The following is a 22,369-nucleotide window of genomic DNA, read 5'->3' as shown; positions in this document are numbered from 1 at the left end:
AGAGAAGGGGCCCCTTCTCACACCCTGGCCGGACTTTCCACCGGCCAGCATCGCCGACCTGCGGCGCATCGAACTCGCCCGAGACTGGTCTCTCATCGACGCCGAATGACCGTCGGTCCTGCCCATCCGCGCCGCGCGGTGGGGGACACGACGCGTGCCGTGCCGGATCGGCGGTGGCGTCGTGACCGGTGAGCGCGTCCCTCCTGGTGGGTGACGCCGAGCGCGCGGCGGAGGCCCTGGTCCGGGCGAAACGCCTCGCGCCGGCCGAGTGGCCAGATGCCGAGGTGAACGGGCTCGCGCCGGCCGAGCGGCCAGATGCCGAGGTGAACGGGCTCGCGCCGGCCGAGCGGCCAGATGCCGAGGTGAACGGGCTCGCGCCGGCCGAGCGGCCAGATGCCGAGGTGAACGGGTCAGTCCGGACGGGTGGGAAGGGCTCGGGTCAGGGTCGGGATCATCACGGCGGCGGGGATCAGGTGCAGGACGAGCAGGGTCAGCACGGTGGTCGGGGCGGCACCGACCAGGAACGGCGGGACGAGCGAGATCGCGGTCAGCGTCACCGCCGTCCAGAGGAACCGCCGGGCGGGGTGGGCGCTCCACCGCAGCAGGGCGGCGGCGATCACCACGCCCAGGAGCGAGAAGACACCGGTCAGCACGCCGAAACCGGGCAACGGGATGTACTCGCCGCCGTCGGGGATCGCGAAGTCGACGCCGGCGGCCCGGGCGAGCGCGGCGGCGGTCGTGGTGGCCGCCACCGCGACCGGCGTGGCGAGCAGCGCGGCGCCGGCGAGCCGGCGGAACCGGTGGGCACGGCGGACCTGGTCCGGTGCCGGGTCGGTGGTGTGGGTGGTGCCGGTCATGTCAGGACCTCCGTGGTCGGTGCCGGGGGAGCGCTACTCGGAGCCGTCCGCCGGCAGCCGCTCCGGCAGGCCGAGCCCGGCGAACCGGTCGGCGTGGAAGGTGAAGATCTCGGTGATCGCGCCGCCGGTGACGCGCAGGACGTCGAGCGTCAGCGGCAGGTACGCGCCCTCGCGCTCCCGCCAGTGGTAGAAGGCGACGGCCGGCTGCCGGTTCACGGCGGTGGGGACGCCGCGCAGGCCGGTCATGCCCTCGAAGCCGTCGTCGACCCAGTCCTTCACCACCGCGTCTCGGCCGACGTGCAGGCCCGGGGTGGGCGGCATCGCGCACCGGACGTCGTCGCGCAGCATCGCGGTGAGCCCGGCGATGTCGGTGGCCACGCTGGCGTCGGTGAAGCGGCGGACCAGCTCACGGGTCCCGGCGTCGCCGTCGCCGCCGGTCCAGTCCTGCCGCCCGGCGGGCAGGTGCTCGCGCATGCCGGCGCGAGCCCGTTGCAGCGCGCTGTTCACCGAGTTGACCGAGTCGCCGAGCAGCTCCGCGACGTCCTTCGCCGGCCAGCCGAGGACGTCGCGCAGGATCAGCACGGCCCGGGGGCGCGGCGCGAGGTGCTGCACCGCCACCAGGTACGCCAGTTCGATGGTCTCCCGCGCCACGGTGAGCGTCTCCGGCTCGTCGGCGCCGGCCGCGGGCAGCTCGTCGAGCAGCCGGTCCGGATAGGGCTGGAGCCAGCGCACCTCGCCACCGGTCGCGGGTTCCGGCCGGCACCGGGCGAGCAGGTCCAGGCAGGCGTTGGTGGCGATCCGGTAGAGCCAGGCCCGGAACGTGGACCGCCCCTGGTAGGTCTCCCGTCGCCGCCAGGCCCGCAGGTACGTCTCCTGCACGGTGTCCTCGGCGTCCTCGAACGAGCCGAGCATCCGGTAGCAGTGCACGTGCAGCTCCCGCCGGTGGCGCTCGGCCAGCCCCGAGAACGCCGACTCGTCGATCTCACCCATCCGGTCGTCCTTCCGCCTCGTGGTGTCCCGTCGAAGGTATGACTGCCGTGGGCCGGAGAACTCATCACCGGGTCGGCGAGCGGGCACAACTGGTCAACCGCTCATCCGGCCCCGGGCAGGCGGCGCACCCGCTCGACGTGGTCGCCGGCGGCGACCACTGTGCCCGACGGAACGCACCGGTGACCCGCCCGACCGGACGGCCGGGTGGCCCCGGCATGTGGGTGGCGCGGCGGTGGTGGCGCCGGGTGACCGGGGGCGTCAGCGCTCGACAGCGGTGGCGAGCCGGCGGACCGCCTCGTCCATCTGATCCGCCGCGGCGGCGGCGTAGGTGAGGCGCAGGTGCGGCGCCGGTGGCTCGGCGGCGTACCAGGGGCGGCCGGGGAAGACGGTGACGCCCGCCGCGGCGGCCGCGGCGGTCACCGCGACGTCGTCCGCACCGGCCGGCAGCCGCACCCAGAGGTGCAGGCCACCCCGGGGCACGTCGCGCGGGGTGAGCGCCGGCAGGTGCCGGTCCAACGCCGCGAGCAGCGCGTCGCGGCGGGACCGCAGCTCCCGGCGGAGGGTACGGCGGTGCCGGTCCCAGGCCGGTGCGGTGAGGAACTCCAGCGCGGCCTGTTGCAGCGGCCCGGCGACGAAGAAGTCGTCGAGCAGCCGGGCGGCGCGCAGTCGCGCCCCGGCCGGCCCCCGGGCGCCGAGCGCGGCGATGCGCAGGCCGGGTGCGGCCGGTTTGGTCAGCGAGCGCAGGTAGACGACGTGTCCGTCCGGGTCGTCGGCGGCCAGCGGTGGCGGCGCCTCGCCGTCGACGGTGAGGTCGCGGGCGTAGTCGTCCTCGATCAGGAACGCTCCGGCGTCACGAACCGCCGCGGCGACATCCGCGCGCCGTGCGGGGGAGAGGGTGGCGCCGTGCGGGTTGGCGTGCAAGGGCTGGCAGTAGAACAGCCGGGCGCCGGTGCGGGTGAACGCGGCGGCGAGCTGATCGGGGCGTACGCCCTCGGTGTCGGCGGGCACCGGCACCACCCGCAACCCGGCCGCGCGCGCGGCGGCCAGCGCGCCCAGATAGGTGGGTGACTCGACGAGCAACGCGTCCCCCGGCGTGGTGAGCGCCCGCAGCGTGGAGGCGAGCGCGGCCTGCCCACCCGGGCAGATCACCATGTCCTCGGCGCGCAGGCCGCCGCCGGCCGCGCGGGCGAACCAGGACCGCAGGTCGGCGCGCCCCTCCACCGGGCCGCGCTGCCACGCCGCCGGGTGCCGCGCCGCGCGGGCGAGCGCCGCGCCGAGCGCGGCGGCCGGCTGGAGATCCGGGTCGAGGTAGCCGCCGGTCAACGGGATCGCGCCGGAAGGCGGTAACGCCAGTAACGCCTGCATGTCGTCCTCACCCGCCCGTCGCGGTCCGAGCGCGACCGTCTGCCAGGACAGGTCGCGGGCCGCCCGCTCCGGCCGGCGGGCCGCCACGAACGAGCCGCGACCGGACCGCGTCTCGACCAGGCCCTGGGCTACGAGCTGACGCGTCGCCTCGGCGACGGTCACCGGCGAGACGCGGTGGCGGGCGGTCAGCTCGCGTACCGACGGCAGTCGCGCGCCCGGTGCGCCGGCCGTCACGAACGCGCGCAGGTGCTGGACAACGCGGTCGACGGCGCTACCATCATTCATGACGGAACAGAGTAGCGCTACTTCGCCCAGGACGATAACGGCCGTCGCGCTCGGCGCGGTGGGGGTGGTCGCGTTCAGCATGTCGCTGCCGGCCACCCGCCTCGCGGTGCACGACCTCGACCCGTGGTTCGTCGCGTTCGGACGGGCCGTCGGCGCGGCCCTGCTCGCGGCGGCGTACCTGCGGCTGACCGGTGCGCCGCGCCCGACCCGGGCGCAGTGGCGGCGACTGTCGATCGTGGCGCTCGGCGTGGTCGTCGGTTTCCCGCTGTTCACCTCGCTCGCGCTCACCACGCAGACCGCCGCGCACGGCACGGTGGTGGTCACCGTGCTGCCGGCCATGACCGCCGTGTTCGCCGTGCTGCGCGCCGGCGAACGGCCGCCGCCGTTGTTCTGGATCGCCAGCGCCGCCGGTCTGGCGTTGGTGCTCGCGTTCCTCGCGGCCGGTGGCGCGATGCGTGGCGCGCTGTCGCCGGCCGACGTGTTCCTGCTGGCCGCCGTGGCGCTGTGCGGCCTGGGCTACGCCGAGGGCGGTGTGCTGGCCCGCGAGCTGGGCGGCGCCCGGACGATCTGCTGGGCGTTGCTGCTCTCGCTGCCGGTCACGGTGCCGATCACGGCGGTGGCCGCCGTCGCGGACCCGCCGCGCGCCGGCGGCGCCGCCGCCTGGTCCGCGTTCGGCTACCTGACCGTCGTCTCGATGTTCCTCGGCTTCTTCGCCTGGTACGCCGGCCTGGCCCGGGGCGGCATCGCCAGGGTGGGCCAGATCCAGCTCGCCCAGCCGGTGCTCACGCTGCTCTGGTCGGCGCTGCTGCTCGGTGAGGCGGTCACCCCGGCCGCCGTCGCGGTGGCGGCGGCGGTGCTGGCCTGCGTCGTGCTCATCCAGCGCACCCGCGGCGGTACCGCACGACCACCGGGGTACGCCCAGGCCCACCCCGAACGGGCCACCCAGCGGTAGTGCCTCCGCCGCCCTCGCGATGATCAGCTCAGTGCATGTCACTTCGGGTGCGCGGAATCGTCGTCTTTCTGGTCGTCGCGTTCGGCGGGACGTGGCCGTGCCTCTTCCTCGCCCGGTGGGTGATGGGCTGGTCGTTGGTGAATCCGCTGGTCCAGCTGCCGGTGGCGATGATGCCCGCGCTCGGCGCGGTGGTGGTGCGGCGGTGGGTGACCCGGGAGGGGTTCGCCGCCGCGGGCCTGCGGCTGCGGCTGCATGGCGCGTGGTCGCACCGGCTGCTCGCAGAGGCCCCATACCGCGAGAACTGGCACCACAAGTCCGCGATCGGCGAGAGCGGCGGCGCGATACAACCGATCCCGGGCCGGTGGCGTCTGGAACGGTGGACCCCAGGGAGGTAACCGGATGCCGGACGCGTCTGATCAGGAATACATCGAGTACGTCACGGCACGCCTACCGGGCACTGCGGCGGCTCGCGTACGGCCTCTGCGGCGACCGCGATCTGGCCGATGACCTGGTGCAGGAAACCGCAACCCGGCTCTACCTGCGCTGGAAACGGATCGGTGAGGTCGAGCAGCTCGACGCGTACGTCCGCACGGTGCTGGTCCGGCACTTCGTGGACACCCGGCGGCGCGGCTGGTGGCGGGTGCACCTGTTCGGCGGGCCGCCCGACGTGCGGGCCACCCATGACCGGGGCGTGGAGGAGCAGACCGTGCTGCGTGACGCCCTGACCCGGGTGCCGCCCCGCCAGCGGGCGGTGTTAGTGCTGCGTTTCCTGCACGACCTGCCGGTGGAGGAGGTGGCTCGGACGTTGGGCTGCTCGCCCGGCACGGTGAAGAGCCAGACCTCGCACGGGCTGGCGGCGATGCGACGGCTGCTCGGGGATCGCGAGATGGCCGGCTGGACGGGAAAGGGGCGGGGAGCATGAGGATCGATGATGACCAGGTCGCCGATCGGCTGCGGTGGCTGGACGACGAGCCGGCCGGCCCGTACCGGATCGACCTGCCGGGGGCGATCCGGGAGGCTCGCCGGCGGCGGCGCAACCGGCGGGTGGCGGCGGCCGGTGCGGCCGCGCTGGGGGTGCTGGCGGTGGCCGCGCTGCCGGCGGTGCTGGGCGCGGACGGGCGAAAGGCGCCCGCGCCGGCCGCGAGCGCCGGCCGGTCGACGACGGCGCCGACCGGTCCGTGGCAGGGGGTGTGCGCGGCGACGCTGTTGCCCGTGCCGGGCGACGGACAGGGCGCGGTCACCGGTGGCGACCCGGACGGCCGGTGGCTGGTCGGCCGGCGGGCCGAGCAGGGGTCGAAGGTGACGGATTTCGGCCTGCTGATCTGGACGGGGGATCGGGTCCGGGAGGTCGAGCTGCCGGGCTCGTTGCAGAGGCTCGCGGCCGTCAACCGGGCCGAACTGGCGGTGGGCTCGTCGGTGGTGGCCGGCCCGACGTCGCGGGCGTGGGCGGTGCGCGACGGCGAGGTCGTCGCGCTGCCCGGTGACACGTCCCGGGCGGCGCTGGCCGTCAACGACGCCGGTCGGATCGTCGGTTACCGCAGCCCGGGAGACAGGTTGGACCCGGCGGCCAGGCAGGTGCCGGTGGTGTGGGACTCGTACCGGAGTCGGCCGGTCGACCTGCCGCTGCCCGGCCCGCGGTGGGAGGGCTCGGCCGTCGGCATCGACGACGACGGCACCATCCTGGGCGTGCTGTCCGAGGGGAAGCGGGACCAGAGCACGCGCGCGGTGGTGTGGCGACCGGGTGCGGCCCGGCCGGAGGTGCTGCCGTTGCCGACGGTGCCGGGCGGTACGGCCACCCAGTTCCTGTCCCTGTCGTTGTCCGGTGGCTGGGTGACCGGCCTGGCCGAGCGCTTCACCGAGGTGGTCCCGCGCAGCGGCGTACGCGAGTACCCGGTGCGCATCGACCTGCGGACCGGCCGGGCGGACGTGCTGGAGGGCCGATTCTGGGCGGGAACCGGCAACGGTCGCGGCTGGATGGCGGGTTGGGTCGACGACGACGTCCCCGGTGTGCTCACCGACGCGGGGTCGGTGAGGCTGCCGGTGCCGGACGGGTGGCGCGGGCAGCGGCAGGGCGCGGTGACCGCCTTCAGCGACGACGGGCGGGTGCTCGGCGGGAGGCTCGAGTCCGACGGCCAGTGTCCGTTGACAGCGAAGTTGAACCGTGTTGGTCGTCGTGACCAGGGACGGTTCATCTTCGATGGCAAAGAAGTTGGTTCGCGTGCTCAGATGTGGCCGTCGGGCTTGAGATCTGTGCCACCGAATCTGAACCTGATCGTGGTGTTGGCCGTCGCGCTGCGACCGGGTTAGGGAGCGTTCGGGTTCGGTCGTTGACGGGTTCGGCTGCCGATGGAGTGCTGGCGGTGTTCGCGGGAGACGTAGTCACGGACGGTGTGATACGAGGTCTCGGCGTGGTGGTCGTCGACGAGGCGCTGCCAGATGGACACGATCGTGATGTCTGGTTCGGTGGTGATCATCTGGTCGATGTGGGGGCGGAGCCGATCCAGGATGGGGTTGCTGTAGGTGCTCTGCGCTTTTGGTGTGGCTGGTTCCGGTGCCCGGCCGGTGAGGGCTTGCTCGACGACTGCGGGGTCGGTGAGGAACTGGCTGGCCAGTGCGGTGATGAGGTCGTGGCCGGCTGCGTGTGCGCGAATCGCGGTGAACAGTTCGGCTCTGCTGAGTAGGAATTGGGCGGATGCGGTGTCGGCGGGGTCAGCGCGGGCGCGGTTGACGTAGTTGCGGACGGTCCAGTAGGAGACCGTCAGGGCCTGCTCGGCTTGCAGCTGCTGCCAGATCGACCAGATCGTCGCCGTCGGGTTCTGGGCGATGAGGTGGTCGAGGTGGCCGGCGACGTGGTTCAGCACGGGGTTGTTCCATGGGCTGCGGTTGTGGTGGCGGGGCCCGGTCTGGTTCGTTAGCGCTCGGATGATCGTGCGTCGCGGGACCGCGAATTGCCTGCTCAGTCGGTTGACGGTTTCGTCTGCGCCGGCTGCGCGGCGCAGGGCCGAGGGCAGGCCCGCCGGATCGTGGGGTTCCCGCGTGACGGGCGTCGCGTCGGTTGGCCGCGGTGTGCGCAGTGGGGGGCCGGGCGCTGCCGGTCGGAGGGCGGGCATCACCCGGGTGAGCTCGTCGGTCGTGCGGCCTGTCACGGCCGCCAGGCGTGAGACCTGGAGACCACCAACGGTTCCCGGCGTGGAACTGAGATAGGTGCGCAGGTAGCTGGGGCGCAGGTGGTTGGCGGTGGCTAGACGCCGCAGGAACGACTCTGGGCTTTCCCCTGGGCTCAGCGCAACGTGCCGGGGTAGCCGCTGCGGACGGTCGGGCGTGGTGTCGCGGCTCATGGGATCGGGGCGGTTTGCCTGCTCGCGGGCTGGCGGGGTCTGCGGGTGGCCCTGCTGGCGGCGGTCTGCGCGGCGATGTCGATCTGGATGGAGTCCAGGCTGCGGCGGGTGATGCGTTCGGTGCCGTCGAGGACGGCTTGGACCGCGGCGCCGCGGATGAGCCTCAGCAGGCTGCCGATCATGCCGCTTGTGCGTTGGTGCAGGTAGTCGCCCAGGCCGGTGAGGGTGTCGGGGTGGTGGCGGTGCAGGCGGAGGCTGTCTTCCAGGACGGCGATGAGCCCGGTCCAGTGCTCGCCGGGTGCGAACGCCTCGGTGCGGATCATGCTGAAGCGTCCGGCGATCTGCTCGCCGCGGGTGCCGGCCAGCAGACCGGCGCGTTCGACGTCGATGCCGGCGTAGACGAATGTGGCGGGGATGCGTTCGGAGAAGTACTTGAGCATGTCGGAGGCCTCGGCGCCGGTGCGGGTGGCCAGGGCGAGGTTGTGTATCTCGTCGACGGCCATCAGAGCGGTGCGCGCGTCGATGCAGACCCCGCAGACGGCCTCGATGATGTCGGTGATGTTCGCTCGTGGGGCCGTGGGCAGGCCGAGGAACCGGGCGAACTCGATCGCGATCATCTTCGCCGTCGCGGCCGGTGGGACGGTGATGTAGACGGTCGGAATGTCACCGGCGGATTCAGGGCGGCGTCCCCGGTGGATGACGTCGAGGGTTTTGCCCAGTTGCGTCAGGGCGGTGGTCTTGCCGGTGCGGGCGGCCCCGGACAGGATCAGTCCGCTGCGGCCGGAGTGGGCGTTGCGGTTGAGGTAGGTAAGGCGGCGTCCCTCGGTGATGACCTGCCGGATCGTGGGTGTGGCCACCACCAGCAGGTAGGCGTGATAGTTCAGGCGCCGCTCGTCGTAAGTCAGGCGATCGTGGTCGGACAGCTGGTTCCAGTCCCGCTCAGGGAGCAACTTCGACGCGACCGGGGCCTCCTGCACGAACGCCCGCCAGCCGGCCAGGGTGGTCAGCTGCCGGTGCGTGCCGTCGTCGGAGTTTTGGGGCCGGGCGGTCACCAGCGTTTCTTCGCTTCCTCGTGAGCGTCGAACACTCCCAGCGGGATCACCGGGGCGATCGGGCCGGTGTCCTCGCCGTCCGCCTCGTCCTGAGCGCCGTCGAAGGGCGGCGACGGCAGAGGGACGGCAGGGGTCGCGGCGCGGGTGCGGGCGACGACCCGCCTGTCTCGCCGCGAGGGCGCGGCAGCAGCGGAAGACTCAGGCGGTCCGCGATGCGCGCGTTGCAGCAGGGCGTTGACCGCGTCGGCGAGCTCGGCCTCGGTGGCCTCCGGCAGGCCCTTGCGGACGTGGTCCCAGGCGAGTTCCCCGAACGGACTGATGACCCTGTCCAGGTGTTTCCAGCCCGCCCGGATCCAGCCGCCGGCCGGGTCACGCACCCAGACCCGGGACACGTCGTAAGGGTCGTAGTGAATCTCCCACCGGTCGTTCTTGGCCGTCACCCCGGAGGGCTGCCCGCGCAGCGGGTTGAGCGCCTCGGCGTCGTAGGTGCGGTAGTTGATTCGGATGCCGTAGGCGTTGATCGCCTGCCAGCGGGCCGGTAGCAGCTCGATGTAGTCGGCGCCGGACAGCGCCACCGGGACGTAGCCGGCCGCTTCGATCAGCGCCGCGTACTTCTCGTTCGGGGTGAACGCCCGCCCCGGGCTGACCGGATCCCGCAGGCCGTCATGCGGCCGGTTCTGCCATGCCGCGACGATCCACTCGTCGAGTAGTTCCTGCAGCTCAAGCAGCGACCACAACGGTCCGTCCTCGACCTTGCGTCCGCGACGTTCGGCGTTCGCGCCCGTGTAACCGGCGACGAACTGCGTGAACCCGGTCGCGACCGACGCCAGCATCCGCTCGATGTGGGGTTTGTCGGTCGGCGTTGCCTTATGCGCCGGCTGGAAGTTGATCCCCAGGAACCGGCAGGACGCCCGGAAGTTGTGCGACACGAACACCTTGCCGTGATCACACACGATCGTCTCCGGAACGATCACCGGACGGGCAGCGGCGTGTTCCAGCCGCTCATCGATGCTCAGCAGCCGCTGGTGCGGCAGCACCGAACGGGACATCCGCAGCGCGTCGACCCACCCCGGACGCATCGGCTCGGGCGTCACCGTGCGCGCCAGCAGCACCGACGCGTCCACCGCCTTCGTCGTCGGACGCAACACCGCGGCGGTGACCGTGCGGGTCGCGACATCGATCATGCCGGTCAGCTCCACCCGGCCGACCACCCCGTCATCGAGCAGGACCAGCACGTCCAGTGGGGTCGAGTCGATCTGCATCAGCTCACCCGGTGCGGAAACCGTCACCTGCCCGAACGGCCCGTCCGGGCGGTTGGCCAACGACCGGCGGGTGCGCGCAGCCCCGGTCACGTGCTTGCCCGCGGCGAGCTTGTCGAACAGCCGGTAGAGCGTGCGCTGCGACGGCACCACCACCGCATCACCGCGGGCGGCGAGCAGCTGCTCGGTGCGCCAGAGCACGAAACCGGCCGTGCGTGAGGACGCGTCCGTGGTCTCGGCGATCGCCGCGCGCATCGCTTCCACCACCGCCTCGTCCACCCGCCCGAACACCGGCGTGCGCCGCGCCGCCCGCTGATCAACCAGCCCGAACAACCCCTGCGCCTGATAACGCAGCCGATACCGACGCACCGTACTAATCGCCGCCGGGCAACCAGCGGCGTTCAGCTCGGCCACCTTCGCCCGCTCCCTGCGGGCCAGCGACTGCACCACCGGGTCATACTCCGGACGCGGCCCCTCGCCGACGTCACCGTCACGACGGCGGCCATGCAGCACTTCCAGAATGTGCTGCTCCCACCAGAGCGCCTGCTCGAGCACGGCAGCCGGGACATCCTCCAACTGGCCAGCCGCCGGCACCACCGCCGGCGCTCCCGCGCCGACCACGGCGAAACCCGGTGACGCCTGCAACACCGCCAACGGCACCGTGCTGACCACGCCCATCGCATCGGCCAGCCGGACCGCCGGCCCCGCGACACCGACCACCGTCAACACCGCCCCGTCGACCCGGACCCGATCACCAGGCCCCAACCTTCCCCGCCCGGTCACCGCAGGGCCCCGCCCTGGGCGGCGACGCTCACCAGGCTGCCCGGATGCAACAACTCGATCTCCAGATCAACCCGAAGCACCCGCCACCACAGCAGGTGGAACAGCACCGGCAGCACCGCGAGCCGGTCACCGACCTCCGCGGCGGCCTCGAACAACGGCCTCGGCCGCTGACACACCTCACCCAACCGGTCCGCCAGATCGATGTCCTGGCCGCACCGGGGATGCCGATACCGCGACAACCACCGCACGTTACTCAGCAACACACCAGGTAGCACCCCAACCCGGCGGAACTCCCACCCCACCTGCGCGCAAGCCCACGCCGTCACGGCGAACGCCTCTTCGTCAGCAGGTGCGACTCGCTCGTCCGGCCGCACATCGATCACCACGCCGGTCCCGTCCACGCTCCGCGCGAAGTAGTCGGGCGCGTGCCGACGCGACCGCGTCCCGTCCGACCAGTGCAACCAGAACGGCTGCGACGCGACACCCACCACCTCCTGGTCGAAGTCCAGCAACATCACATGGTCACGTTCGAGCCAGGACTCGTAGCCCACGTGCCGGCCCGTCGTGGCCGACCACCACCACCCGGCGAAATCCCGCCGACCCCTCGACCAGCGGAAACGCCGCACCGGCTCAACGTCCTCGAACGCCATCGCCCGGCACGCCAGCAACGGCTCACGCTGCCGCCCGGCGGCACCGACGAACTCCAGCACCACCTCCTGCTGGCCGGGCTCCACCGCCACAGACCGAGCCAATCCCACCATCCACTCCAGACTCGATCACCGGGGTGGGCCAACTGTAGTGGCAGAAAATCCATCCGAACCAGATTCGATGGCAAGGAGTTCAACTTCGCTGGCAACGGACAGCCAGGTCCGGCCGGTGCGCTGGGCCTGTCGGTGACCGGTCCGGGGGCGGCTCCGCGCCGTCCCCGGCCACCCGGCCAGTGCAAAAAACCTGCAAACGCCAGCCCTTGCCCCGAGCGAAAGCGCTTTCTTACGATTGCGTCACATCGATGTTTCGTTTGCGGGCCGGGCACCGCGAATGGATGACACGCCGCCGGCGACGCGTCGGACCGCGTCGCGGCAATCCACATTTCCCGTTCGGCGACAGCCGGTCTATCCGGCGTGCGCGAAAACGAATCGAGGCGTCAATGAGACGACCAGTCGCACTACGACTTCAGGCCACGGTGGCCACCGCGGTGGTGGGGGTCGCGGTCGCCGTGGCCGTGCCGACCCCGCAGGCCTCGGCGGCGGCCGGGACCGCCACCGGCTTCGCGAGCCAGAACGGCGGGACCACCGGCGGCGCGGGCGGGCAGACGGTACGCGCCACCACCGGCACCGCGATCCACACCGCGCTGTGCAACCGGGCCAGCAGCAGCACCCCCATCACCATCGAGGTCTCCGGGACCATCAACCACGGCAACACCGCCAAGGTCTCCGGACCGAGCTGCAACACCGCGGCCGGCGTGATCGAGCTGAAGCAGATCAGCAACGTCACCATCATCGGGGTGGGCGGCGGCGCGGTCTTCGACCAGATCGGCATCCACATCCGCGACTCCCGCAACATCATCGTCCAGAACGTCACCGTGCGGAACGTGAAGAAGTCGGGTTCGCCCACCTCGAACGGCGGCGACGCCATCGGCATGGAGAGCACGGTCCGCAACATCTGGGTGGACCACGTCACGCTGGAGGCGTCGGGCGGGGAGGCGGAGGGCTTCGACGGCCTCTTCGACATGAAGGACGACACCCAGTACGTGACGTTGTCCTACAGCATCCTGCGCAACTCCGGCCGGGGCGGGCTCATCGGCTCCAGCGAGAGCGACCGGTCGAACGGCTTCATCACGTTCGACCACAACCTCTACGAGAACATCGACTCGCGCACGCCGTTGCTGCGCGGCGGCGTCGCGCACATGTTCAACAACCACTACTCGGCCCTGCACGAGTCCGGCATCAACTCGCGCGCCGGCGCCCGGGCCAAGGTGGAGAACAACTACTTCCGCAACTCCAAGGACGTGCTCGGCACGTTCTACACCAACGAGCGCGGCACCTGGCAGGTCGGCGGCAACATCTTCGACAACGTCACCTGGTCGGCGCCGGGCAACGAGAACTACCCGGCCGGGCCGAACCCGACGTCCACCACCACGGTGGGCATTCCGTACTCGTACCGGCTGGACGGGGCGAGCTGCGTGCCGGACATCGTCCGGCAGACGGCCGGCGCCAACACCGGCCTGAAGGTGTCGAACGGCGCCTGCGCGCCGCAGTCGCCGCCGCCCACCACGCCCGCGCCGACCACGCCGCCGCCGACGACCACCAGCCCGCCGCCGCCCGGCGGGACCAACCTGAGCCTCGCCTCCGGCGCCGGCGCCGACGGCTCCAGCAAGGCCGGCGGCACCAGCTACGGAAACGTGCGCGACGGCAGCCTGAGCACGTACTGGTCACCGTCCGGGTCCACCGGCACCATCTCGATCAAGTGGGGGTCGGCCACCACGGTGTCGCGGGTGGTCATCCGCGAGCCCTCCGGCACCCAGGGCTCGATCGGGTCGTGGCAGCTCGTCAACAACGACACCGGGGCCGTGCTGGCCTCCGGGAGCGGGGCGGGGTCCACCAGCTTCGCCGCGACCTCGCTGAAGAAGATCAACTTCAAGATCAACAGCTCGAACGGTACGCCGAAGGTCGGCGAGTTCGAGACGTACGCCGGCTGATCCGCAGAGCGAGGCGGGGGCGGCCGTGCCAGCCGCCCCCGCCCGGTGTGCCCTCCCTCAGAGGGTGAGCACCACGGTGGAGATGCTGCGTGCGCCGACGCTCACGGAGACCTGGTTCCCGTTCACGCCGACCGGTTGACTCGCCGCACTCGCGTTCTGCGAGGTGGCGATGTACTCGGCCCTGCTGACGTTCTGCGGCGCCTGGATGACCGCGTTGTTCACCGCGTTGGTCGAGCGGTTGAGGATCACCAGCGTGACCTTGCCGTCGCCGGAGTAGGCGGTCACCTCCAGCGGCGACGCCTTCGCGCTCTTCGTCAGCCCGATCCGCTGGTAGCCGGGGCGGACGTACTTCGCGAACTGCGAGAACGCGTACCCGCGCTTGAGTGGCGCGCCGGCTGTCGTGCCGTACGCGGCCTCGCCGTCACCGATGAACGAGTAGTAGCGCTTGCCGTACCACCAGACGTAGGCGCTCCAGTTGGACTCCATCGACTTGTGCACGGTGCGCATGATGTCGTCCAGTGTCTCGTTCCAGGCCGCCGCGTTGCTGGGGTTGCCCCAGATGTTCGAGCCGCTGCCGTCGGCCTCGTGCAGGTTCCACTCGGTCATCCACACCGGCTTGTTGTACTGCTGCGGGAGCGGGTACGGCTTCAGCCGGCCGGACGCCTCGGTGCCGTAGAGGTGCCCGCCGATGTAGCCGATGTTGTTGCGGGCGGCCGCGTCGTTGAGCGTCGGATCGGTGTAGCCGTAGTTCAGGTTGACCGCCTCGGCGACCATCAACTTGGTGTTCTGCACCTTCGCGCCCTGCTCCCGGACGAAGGTCTGCAGCTCGGTGCCGCTCCAGTCCATCGAGTCGTAGTCCGGGTGCCAGTCGGGCTCGTTCTGCACCGACGTGACGTCGATCGTCACGCCCTGGTTGCGCATGTACTGGACGTAGCTGTTGAGATGGTTGGCGTAGTCGTCGTAGTAGTCGGTCTTCAGCTTCCCGCCGTTGGTCCGGCTGTTGTTCGTCTTCCAGGCCGCCGGCGCCGTCCACGGCGACGCCATGATCTTCACGTTCGACCCGTACGACTTCGCCGTCTTCAACGCGCTCACCTGCGTCGACCACTCGCTCGACACCGGCGAGAGGCCGGTGCGCACGATGGACAGGCCGAGTTGGTTGGGACCGAGCCCGACCAGCGTCTGCGTCTCGGCCGTCGACCACGCGCCACCCCAGATCGACACCGCCGCGCCGAAACCGTCCACGGTCTGGTACTTCGTGGCGGTGTTCACCGTGATGTCCGCCGGACCGCCCGGGGGCGGGGTGGACGGTGACGACGTCGGGGTGGGGGTGGGCGTGGGGGAGCCGGTCGGTGAGCTGGTCGGGGTGGTGGTGCCGCCGGTGCAGGTGACCCCGTTGAGCGCGAAGCTGGTGGGGGCGGGGTTGCTGCTGGTCCAGGCGCCGTTGAAGCCGAACGAGGTGGTGCCGTTGGTGGGGATGGACCCGTTGTAGCTGACGTTGCGGGCGGTGACGGCCGCACCGCTCTGGGTGACGGTGGCGTTCCATGCCTGGGTGACGGTCTGGCCCGCGCCGTAGGACCAGGTCAGCGTCCAGCTCGACAGTGGGTCGCCGAGGTTGGTGATGGTCACCTCGGCGCCGAAGCCGCCGCCCCACTGGGACGACACGGTGTACTTGACGGAACAGCCCGCCGCCGCGGCGCCGGCCGGCAGTGCCGCGACGACGCCCGCCGAGGCGAGCAACGCGACGCCGGCCGACACCAGGCCGACATTGACGGCTCTGGATATAGACATAACGCTTCCTCCTGTGGTGGTGGCGGCCTCGAACATTCGCGGACGTGATTGTAATGTGAACGTTAACAGCCGCATCAGGCATGTTACGGGAGCGCTCCCATGTGCTCAACGGGAGAATTTTCGTGATGACGGGCGCCGATGTCTCGCGGTTCCGGCGGGTCGCGCGTGTCCGGTGCGGGGCGTCAGCGGGTGGTGCAGGGGCCGCCGTCGACGGCGCACGATTCGGGAGCGTCGTGCAGCGGGTCCGGGTCGCGGACGTCGAACCGGATGGTGGTCGACCCGTCCGGCGGCAGCGCGTCGCCGGTGAACGTGACCACCGACCCCTCCTGCATCGACTCGGCCCCGGCCACCGCGCCCACGGTGGCGCCGTCGCCGATCGTCACGGTCACCGTCCACCCCGCGCGGGGTGCCGGGCCGGGGTTGCGTAGCACCACCTCGCCCCGATAGCCGAAGACCCGGTCGGTGACCGTCTCGTAGGTCGCGGTCAGCGGCACGGCGGCCGGCGGTGGCGGCGGGCTCGGCGTACGACTGGGGGAGCGAGACGCCGACGGCGAGCGGGAGGCGCTGCGCCGGCTGGGGCTCGGCGTGGGCCGGGCGGTCGTCGCCGGCCGCGGCGACGCGACCGTCGTCGCGGGCATGACCAGCGGCGGGGTGGACGGCGGCGGCCCGGCCGGCGCGGGCGGCGTGCCCGGGGTCGTCCACAGCGCGGCGCCGCCGACGGCGGCGAGCACCGTCACCGCACCGGCCGCCAGCAGCACCCGGCGGCGAGACCGGGCGCCGCCCGGCCCGGGCAGCGCGACCACGGGCAGTTCCGCGGTCAGTCCGCCCTCGGCGCGGCGCAGGTCCACCTCCTGGAAGGCCAGCCAGTCGAGGATCGCCGGCAGCCGTCCGGTCAGCGCCCGCTCGTGCTGCTCGGCCCGGGCGTCCGCGTCCCAGTCACCCTCCTCCAGCACCTCGCGCACCGAAAGCCGTGCGCCGTGCGCCGTGGAGGTCAGGTCGCAGGCCAGCCGGGTGGCCCGGCCCGACTCCCGGCACCGCACCACCAGCCGCCGCGGGGCCCGCAGTTCGACCACCTCCACCTCGGTGTCGGCGTCGTAGCCGGGCAGCTCCGCGGTCGCCAGCACCCAGCGGTCGTCCCGGGGCGTGCTCTCGACGAACCACTTGGCCAGCAGCGCCCGCTCGGTCAGCGCCTGCCAGATGCGGGCGGGCGGGTGGAACAGGTCGACCTCGGTGGTGATCTCGATCACCCGGAGACTCTACGGCCCTCCTCGCCCGGCCGGCCGTCGTGGTCGGGTCAGTCCGACTCGCTGTCGTGCCACCGCGCCCGCCAGGCCGCCTCGCTCTCCTCCGCGCTCAACCGCTCGTGGTGCACCACCCGGCGCAGCGCGGCCCGCGCGTCCGCGAAGATCACCAGCTCGGCCGCGACGAGCGCCACGCAGATCACGGTGACCAGGGCGAGCGCGCCGAGCGCCGGCAGGTGCCGGCCGACCGGCAGCGCCGCCGCCAGCACCACCAGGGTGCCGACGCGGGTCCACGACACCGTCCGCAACGTGCGCCACTGGAACGCCATGTTGGCGGCGAGATAGAGCATCACGCCGACGAAGAGCAGCGGTACCGCCGGCCCGTGACCCCGCTCCGCCACGCCCCCGGCCGGGTCGGTGACGGTGCGGATCAGTTCCTCGGCCCCGATCGCGAACAGGATCACCCCGGCGATCATCGGCAGGTAGAGATAGGCGTACGCGTCGCGGGCCATGGCCACCCTCGGATGGCCCTGGGCGGCGTGCAGTGCGATCCGGGCCGCCGGGCCGATCATGTCGAAGTGTGCCCACCAGAGCGCGGCGGTGAAGAGGATCCCGCAGATCGCCGCCGGGATCGCCGGCCAGGTCACCGGCTTGCCGAGCAGGTTGCCGCCGACGCCCACCGAGATGACCGACTCACCCAGCGCGATGATCAGGATCAGGTCGTACCGCTCGGTCCAGTGCTCGGCGGAGGTGATCTTCCAGCCGTCGGTGCCGGCCAGCAGGCCGCTGCTGTACTGGACCGCCACCACGGCGATCCACAGGCCGTCGCCCAGCCACGGCCCGGTGTCCGGGTCGACGTGCGACGGCAGCAGCGCGGCGACCAGCAGCAGGCAGGTGGAGAGCAGCACCTCGGGCAGGAACAGCCACACCTTGCGGCGGGCCGGCGGGTCGTCGCGAGTGGCGTACCAGTAGAGCGAGGTGTGCACGATCCGGATCACCACGTAGCTGACCGTGACGAGGATCGGGCCGGCCGCGCCCTTGTCCTGGTCGCCGAACGTCTGCGGCAGGGCCAGCGCGAACGTGAACAGCGCGATCATGCCGACCACCATGAGGACCGGCACGAAGCCCTCGCCCAGCCGCAGTCGGGCCGCCACCGCGCTGTGCACCACCCAGCACCACCACAGCACCGCGAGCACCAGCAGCGCGTGCAGCAGCTCCCGCACGGTCACGTTGGCGGCGGTCGCCCGGGTGATGATGAAGAAGGAGACCACGAAGACGAGGTCGAAGAAGATCTCGAACTTGTCCACCCGGGTGGCGGGGGCGACCCGCGCCGCGGGCCCGAGCCCCTTGCGCCACCGGTCGCCGCCCACCGAGAGAGTGTGTCAGCCCAGCTCAGGGGCCGGATCGAAATCGGTGGGCGGGTCACCCCATCCGCAGCCGGGTCGGCGCCGAATCACCTGTGTGACGGACCATCTCGAGCGTGTGGGGCGCTACCGCCTGGTGCGCTGCGTCGGCCAGGGGGGCATGGGGCGGGTGTGGCTGGCCCGCGACGAACTCCTGGACCGCGACGTCGCGGTCAAGGAGGTGCTGCCCCGGGCCGGCGCGTCGCCGCGGGAGACCGCCGAGCTGCACGACAGCACCCTGCGCGAGGCGCGGGCCGCGGCCCGCCTGGACCACCCCAATGTGGTACGCGTGCACGACGTCATCACCGCCGACGGGCGGCCCTGGATCGTCATGCAGTACGTCCCGTCCCGGTCGCTGCACCGGATCGTCACCGACGACGGCCCGCTGCCGCCCCGGGTGGTGGCCGGCATCGGCGTCGAACTGGTGGAGGCGCTGCGCGCGGCCCACCGGGTCGGGGTGCTGCACCGCGACGTGACCCCGCGCAACGTGCTGGTGACCGCCGCCGGTCACGCGCTGCTCGGTGACTTCGGCGTGGCGGCGGTCGAGGGCGCGGCGGCGCTGAGCCGGTCATGGGGCATCACGGCCACCCCGCAGTACGTGGCGCCGGAGCGGGTCCGCCGGGGGGTCTCCTCGCCCGGCGCCGACCTGTGGGCGCTGGGCGCCACGCTCTACACGGCGGTCGAGGGGCGGCCGCCCTACCGACGTGCCGGCACGATGGCGACGCTGTCGGCGATGGCGACCGAGCCGCCGGACCGGATGCGCCGCGCCGGGCCGCTCGCGCCGGTCGTCGCGGGCCTGCTCGCCCGGGACGAGCGGCAGCGGCTGACCGCGGGGGAGGCGGTCCGGATGCTGCGCCGGGTCGCCGGCCTGGATGCTCGTCGTGGCCTCGGCCGGCTGCGCCCGCCGCCCCGTCCCGTCGCGGGAGCGGACCGGACGCCGAGGGCCGAGCCGTCGCGGTCGCCCGAGATCGACGCGGGCGAGCCGCAGCCGGCGACGGCGGAGGATGTCACCCGGTCGACGCCGCTCGGAGAGGTGACGCAGGCGTTGCCGATGGCGGAGGCCGATCGGCCGATGCCGTCGAGCGCGGAGGTCACCCAGGCGCTACTGGCGGCGGACGTCACGCAGGCTCTGGCGGCGGCGGACGTCATGCGATCGCTGCCGCCGGAGTCGGAGGTCACCCAGGTTCTGTGGGGCGGTGACACGGCGCCGGCTCCGGCGGGCGGCGACGTGACGCAGGTGCTGCCGGGCGGGGGCCACGACGTCCGCCGGCCGCCCGTACCGGGGCGTGATGTCCTCCCGTTCCGCGTGTCGGCCGGCGGGCCGGACCGGCGTGCCGGGTGGCGGTCCGCGGCCGCCCTGGCCACCGTGGTGGTGGCGCTGGCGGCGGCCGGCGGGGTGGCGGTCGCCGGCGTGCGGACCGCGCTCGGGCAGTGGTCCGACGGCACCAGGGGTGGCTCGGCCTCGACGGCGGCCGGGGCCGCCGCGACCGGCCCGACCCCGACGGCGGCCGATTCCGCACCACCGGGCCCGACGCCCGGCGCGGTGAGTCCGCCGCCGGCCGGGGCGCACCCGACACCGAACAGCCTCGCGGCGGGCGCGCCCTGCCTCGGTCGGCCGTCCGTGTCGGCGCCGGTGACCGCCGGCCGCGCGCCCAGCGGCAGCGGTCGGTTGCCGGCCGGGTGGGTGTGGCACCGGGACCGGACCGGGTTCGCGGTCGCCCTGCCGGCCGGCTGGACCCGCGACACCGCCGGCGGGGTCGTCTGCCTGCGCGGCCCGGTCGGGACGCGAGTGCTGGCGGTGCAGGTCGGCGGTGGCCGGGTGGCGGACCCGAGCGGGCTGTGGCGGCGCGAGGCCGAGCGGCTGCGCGCGGCCGGCGGGCTGCCCGGATACGAGCGGATCAGCATCGGCCCGGTGATCCGGCCGGGTGGCGCGGCCGAGTGGGAGTACACCTGGGACGGTCCCGAGGGCCGCCTGCACGCCCGCCGCCTGGTCGCCAACGGCGCCGGGGCGGGCAGCCGGCAGCGGCTGGTGTGGGTGACCGCCGACGACCGGTGGGCGGCGGAGCAGGAGGTGTACCGGGTGGTGCAGGGCAGCTTCCGCCGCCCCGCGTGAGAGGCCACCCATCCGGTCGCCCGGCCGCTCCGAATGCCTGACACGTCCCGGCGCCGGTGCCGGGACCGGCGACGAGGAGAAAGCCGTGAGACTGTCCCGAACCCTGCTGGCGCTGCCGGCGGCGGCGCTCGTACTCAGCTTCCCCGGCGTCGCGCACGCCGACGAGAGCGTCCGGGTGGCCCTGCTGGACCTGAACGAGACCGGGGCCGAAGGCACCGCCACGCTGACCGCGACCGAGGGCGGTGACCTGCGGGTGCGGATCACCTCCACCGGGATGACCCCGAACTCCCCGCACGCGCAGCACATCCACGGCGCGGTCGACGGCATGGACTTCCACTGCCCGGACAAGTCCGCCGACGCCGACGGCGACGGCTACGTCAGCACCGAGGAGGGCCTGAAGATGTACGGCGACATCTTCATCTCGCTCACCACGACCGGGGACACCACCCGGGCCAGTGGACTGGCGGTGGACCGGATGCCGAAGGCGGACGCCCAGGGCAAGCTGACCTACGACCGGGTCATCCCGGCCGCCGACCTGCCGGCCGGCACCGTCGCCCACCTCAAGGACCTGCACCTGGTGCAGCACGGCATCGACGCCAACCGCAACGGCACGTACGACATGGCGGCGCTCGGCGAGTCCACGTTCGCCAGGTCGGTCGGTGTGAACGGCATCCCGGAGGAGGCCACCGACCCGGCCACCTGCGGCATGGTCAGCGGCGCCGCCGCGGGTTCCGTGCCGGCCGGCGGGGTGGCCACCGGGGACGGCAGCACCGAGGCCACCCCCGTCGCCGGATACGTCGCGGGTGGGCTGGCGTTGCTCGGCGCGTTCGGCCTGGTCGCGGCGCGGCGTCGCCTCGGCCGGCAGGGCTGAGTCGGTCGTGGGTGACCCGCAGGACCGTACGGCCACCGACCCCCGCCGTCAGCGCGCCGCGCTCGCGGTGGGGGCCGGCCTGCTCGCCCTCGCCGCCGCGGTCGTCGTCGGCCTGGCGGCGTCCCGCGCGGACGACGCCCCGCCCGAGGCGCCGCGCCCGGCGGCGTCCGGCCAGGCGCCGGCGCCGCGCCCCGTCGGGCGGGCCGGGGAGCTGACCAGTGGGCCGTTGATGGCCTCGTCCCCGCCGGTGCGAATCCACATCGCGAGCCTGCGGGTGGAGGCGCGAATCGTCCCGCTCGGACTGCGTCCGGACGGCGCGATGCAGGTGCCGGACAGCGCGACCGACGTCGGTTGGTTCACCCGGGCGCCGACACCGGGCTCGCTCGGGCCGGCGGTCCTCGCCGGGCACGTGAACTGGAAGGGCCGCGAGGGTTCCTTCTTCGACCTGGCCCGGCTGCGTCCGGACACGCCGCTGAGCGTGCAGCGGCGCGACGGCAGCACCGCCACGTTCGTGGTCACCCGGGTCGAGCAGTACCCGAAGGACCGGTTCCCCAGCGACGACGTCTACGGCCCGACCGACCACGCGGCGCTGCGCCTGATCACCTGTGGCGGTGAGTTCGACCGGAAGCGGGACAGCTACCGGGACAACGTCATCGTGTACGCGCGGCTTACCCGGGCGGAGCCGGCCCGGTAGGCGGCGTCAGGGGGCGTGGTCGGATGCGGCCGGGGTGGCGTGCGCGAGGACGTCGCGCAACACGTCGCGCAGCGGTGCGTCCGCGTGCTCGATCCACTGTTGGGCCCCGACGCGGAGGGTGGCCAGGAACGTGGCCGCCAGCACCCGCGACCGCACCGGCGCGTCGGGGCCGGTGAGCCGGCGGGCGATCTCGGCGGCCAGGTCCCGTTCGATGGCGGCGTAGGCGCCGACCTGGTGGGCGGCCAGGCTCGGGTGGCCGTGCAACTGCCGGCGTCGGTTCAGCCAGGGCTCGGCCGGGTCGTCGTAGCTCTCGTCGGCCTGGAGCATGGCGGCCCGGGTCAGCGCGGTCCACGGCGGCAGCTCGGCGGGCTGCTCCGCGACCAGCTCGAGCAGCCGGCGCAGCCGCACCGTGTCGCCGTGGAAGAGCGCCTCCTCCTTGCCGGAGAAGTAGTTGGAGAAGGTGCGCCGGGAGACGTTCGCGGCGTCGGCGATGGCCTCGACGGTGATCCGGTCGGGGCCGTGCTCGGCGGCCAGGCGCAGGGCGGCCTCGTGCAGCGCCAGGCGGGTGGCCGCCTTCTTCCGCTCCCGCAGGCCGGTGCACTCGTCCATGGCGACCAGCGTAGGTGATCCTTTTCCCAATGGGCAAACTTGCCTGTTGAGCAAGATTTGCCGATGATTGC

Annotated in this window: 19 protein-coding genes; 8 read left to right on the top strand and 11 right to left on the bottom strand. The window is 72.9% G+C overall.

What is annotated here, in order from left to right; translation table 11 throughout:
* Positions 1-410 precede the first annotated feature (410 nt).
* The 3 genes from O7618_RS10965 to O7618_RS10955 all read right to left on the bottom strand — a co-directional run bounded on the left by O7618_RS10965 (position 411) and on the right by O7618_RS10955 (position 3,497).
* On the bottom strand, positions 411-857 hold the full coding sequence (locus O7618_RS10965) for a DUF6069 family protein (RefSeq protein ID WP_278105939.1): 447 nt from the start codon (positions 855-857) through the stop codon (positions 411-413).
* A gap of 33 nt (positions 858-890) precedes the next feature.
* The gene (locus O7618_RS10960) at positions 891-1,934 is read right to left on the bottom strand and encodes an RNA polymerase subunit sigma-70 (protein WP_278105938.1); all 1,044 of its coding nucleotides are present in this window, start codon (positions 1,932-1,934) and stop codon (positions 891-893) included.
* A gap of 171 nt (positions 1,935-2,105) precedes the next feature.
* On the bottom strand, positions 2,106-3,497 hold the full coding sequence (locus tag O7618_RS10955; protein ID WP_278105937.1) for a PLP-dependent aminotransferase family protein: 1,392 nt from the start codon (positions 3,495-3,497) through the stop codon (positions 2,106-2,108).
* On the opposite strand from O7618_RS10955, the gene O7618_RS10950 reads away from it, so the two are divergent.
* Genes O7618_RS10950 through O7618_RS10935 form a run of 4 tightly spaced genes read left to right on the top strand, consistent with a single transcriptional unit; the run spans position 3,496 to position 6,756 of the window.
* Positions 3,496-4,449, top strand: coding sequence for a DMT family transporter (locus tag O7618_RS10950; RefSeq protein WP_278105936.1), 954 nt, complete (start codon positions 3,496-3,498; stop codon positions 4,447-4,449). The genes O7618_RS10955 and O7618_RS10950 overlap by 2 nt on opposite strands.
* Before the next feature lie 35 nt (positions 4,450-4,484).
* Positions 4,485-4,844, top strand: a complete 360-nt coding sequence (locus tag O7618_RS10945; RefSeq protein WP_278105935.1) for a hypothetical protein — start codon at positions 4,485-4,487, stop codon at positions 4,842-4,844.
* Positions 4,845-4,861: 17 nt separating this feature from the next.
* On the top strand, positions 4,862-5,371 hold the full coding sequence (locus O7618_RS10940) for a SigE family RNA polymerase sigma factor (protein WP_347405414.1): 510 nt from the start codon (positions 4,862-4,864) through the stop codon (positions 5,369-5,371).
* On the top strand, positions 5,368-6,756 hold the full coding sequence (locus O7618_RS10935; RefSeq protein ID WP_278105934.1) for a hypothetical protein: 1,389 nt from the start codon (positions 5,368-5,370) through the stop codon (positions 6,754-6,756). Before O7618_RS10940 ends, O7618_RS10935 begins: the two co-directional genes overlap by 4 nt.
* Here the strand turns inward: O7618_RS10935 and O7618_RS10930 are convergent.
* Genes O7618_RS10930 through O7618_RS10915 form a run of 4 tightly spaced genes read right to left on the bottom strand, consistent with a single transcriptional unit; the run spans position 6,753 to position 11,621 of the window.
* Entirely contained in the window at positions 6,753-7,787 is a 1,035-nt protein-coding gene (locus O7618_RS10930; RefSeq protein ID WP_278105932.1) for a hypothetical protein, read from the bottom strand. The genes O7618_RS10935 and O7618_RS10930 overlap by 4 nt on opposite strands.
* Positions 7,784-8,839 (bottom strand): ATP-binding protein, encoded by a 1,056-nt coding sequence (locus O7618_RS10925; RefSeq protein WP_278105930.1) that lies wholly within the window; start codon positions 8,837-8,839, stop codon positions 7,784-7,786. Before O7618_RS10925 ends, O7618_RS10930 begins: the two co-directional genes overlap by 4 nt.
* Entirely contained in the window at positions 8,836-10,818 is a 1,983-nt protein-coding gene (locus O7618_RS10920; protein ID WP_278105929.1) for a Mu transposase C-terminal domain-containing protein, read from the bottom strand. Before O7618_RS10920 ends, O7618_RS10925 begins: the two co-directional genes overlap by 4 nt.
* A gap of 59 nt (positions 10,819-10,877) precedes the next feature.
* Positions 10,878-11,621, bottom strand: coding sequence for a TnsA-like heteromeric transposase endonuclease subunit (locus O7618_RS10915; RefSeq protein ID WP_278105928.1), 744 nt, complete (start codon positions 11,619-11,621; stop codon positions 10,878-10,880).
* A gap of 407 nt (positions 11,622-12,028) precedes the next feature.
* Here O7618_RS10915 and O7618_RS10910 point away from each other — a divergent pair, with 407 nt between their 5' ends.
* Entirely contained in the window at positions 12,029-13,579 is a 1,551-nt protein-coding gene (locus tag O7618_RS10910; protein ID WP_278105927.1) for a pectate lyase, read from the top strand.
* Between the two features lie 57 nt (positions 13,580-13,636).
* On the opposite strand, the gene O7618_RS10905 is transcribed toward O7618_RS10910, so the two are convergent.
* The 3 genes from O7618_RS10905 to O7618_RS10895 all read right to left on the bottom strand — a co-directional run bounded on the left by O7618_RS10905 (position 13,637) and on the right by O7618_RS10895 (position 17,978).
* Positions 13,637-15,367, bottom strand: coding sequence for a cellulose binding domain-containing protein (locus O7618_RS10905; RefSeq protein ID WP_278105926.1), 1,731 nt, complete (start codon positions 15,365-15,367; stop codon positions 13,637-13,639).
* A gap of 182 nt (positions 15,368-15,549) precedes the next feature.
* Positions 15,550-16,614 carry an SRPBCC domain-containing protein gene (locus O7618_RS10900; protein WP_278105925.1) on the bottom strand — a complete coding sequence of 355 codons (1,065 nt, stop codon included), beginning with the start codon at positions 16,612-16,614 and terminating at the stop codon, positions 15,550-15,552.
* 47 nt (positions 16,615-16,661) lie between these two features.
* Entirely contained in the window at positions 16,662-17,978 is a 1,317-nt protein-coding gene (locus tag O7618_RS10895; protein ID WP_278105924.1) for a low temperature requirement protein A, read from the bottom strand.
* Positions 17,979-18,069: 91 nt separating this feature from the next.
* Between O7618_RS10895 and O7618_RS10890 the strand changes: the two genes are divergently transcribed.
* From O7618_RS10890 to O7618_RS10880, 3 genes are all read left to right on the top strand, one after another.
* Positions 18,070-20,124, top strand: a complete 2,055-nt coding sequence (locus tag O7618_RS10890; protein WP_278105923.1) for a protein kinase — start codon at positions 18,070-18,072, stop codon at positions 20,122-20,124.
* 85 nt (positions 20,125-20,209) lie between these two features.
* Positions 20,210-20,995, top strand: a complete 786-nt coding sequence (locus O7618_RS10885; protein ID WP_278105922.1) for a hypothetical protein — start codon at positions 20,210-20,212, stop codon at positions 20,993-20,995.
* 7 nt (positions 20,996-21,002) lie between these two features.
* Positions 21,003-21,689 (top strand): class F sortase, encoded by a 687-nt coding sequence (locus O7618_RS10880; RefSeq protein ID WP_278105921.1) that lies wholly within the window; start codon positions 21,003-21,005, stop codon positions 21,687-21,689.
* Positions 21,690-21,695: 6 nt separating this feature from the next.
* Here the strand turns inward: O7618_RS10880 and O7618_RS10875 are convergent, their stop codons facing one another.
* The gene (locus O7618_RS10875; RefSeq protein ID WP_278105920.1) at positions 21,696-22,298 is read right to left on the bottom strand and encodes a TetR family transcriptional regulator; all 603 of its coding nucleotides are present in this window, start codon (positions 22,296-22,298) and stop codon (positions 21,696-21,698) included.
* Positions 22,299-22,369 lie beyond the last annotated feature (71 nt).

It is taken from the genome of Micromonospora sp. WMMD980 (assembly GCF_029626035.1).
Classification (GTDB): domain Bacteria; phylum Actinomycetota; class Actinomycetes; order Mycobacteriales; family Micromonosporaceae; genus Micromonospora.
Note: the sequence above shows the minus strand (reverse complement) of the source record. Positions and strands in the feature narration are given on the sequence as shown.

Coding starts and splice junctions, on each gene's coding strand:
- O7618_RS10965 (WP_278105939.1), bottom strand. CDS start 857: ATGACCGGCACCACCCACACCACCGACCCGGCACCGGACCAGGTCCGC.
- O7618_RS10950 (WP_278105936.1), top strand. CDS start 3,496: ATGACGGAACAGAGTAGCGCTACTTCGCCCAGGACGATAACGGCCGTC.
- O7618_RS10955 (WP_278105937.1), bottom strand. CDS start 3,497: ATGAATGATGGTAGCGCCGTCGACCGCGTTGTCCAGCACCTGCGCGCG.
- O7618_RS10945 (WP_278105935.1), top strand. CDS start 4,485: ATGTCACTTCGGGTGCGCGGAATCGTCGTCTTTCTGGTCGTCGCGTTC.
- O7618_RS10935 (WP_278105934.1), top strand. CDS start 5,368: ATGAGGATCGATGATGACCAGGTCGCCGATCGGCTGCGGTGGCTGGAC.
- O7618_RS10930 (WP_278105932.1), bottom strand. CDS start 7,787: ATGAGCCGCGACACCACGCCCGACCGTCCGCAGCGGCTACCCCGGCAC.
- O7618_RS10910 (WP_278105927.1), top strand. CDS start 12,029: ATGAGACGACCAGTCGCACTACGACTTCAGGCCACGGTGGCCACCGCG.
- O7618_RS10905 (WP_278105926.1), bottom strand. CDS start 15,367: ATGTCTATATCCAGAGCCGTCAATGTCGGCCTGGTGTCGGCCGGCGTC.
- O7618_RS10875 (WP_278105920.1), bottom strand. CDS start 22,298: ATGGACGAGTGCACCGGCCTGCGGGAGCGGAAGAAGGCGGCCACCCGC.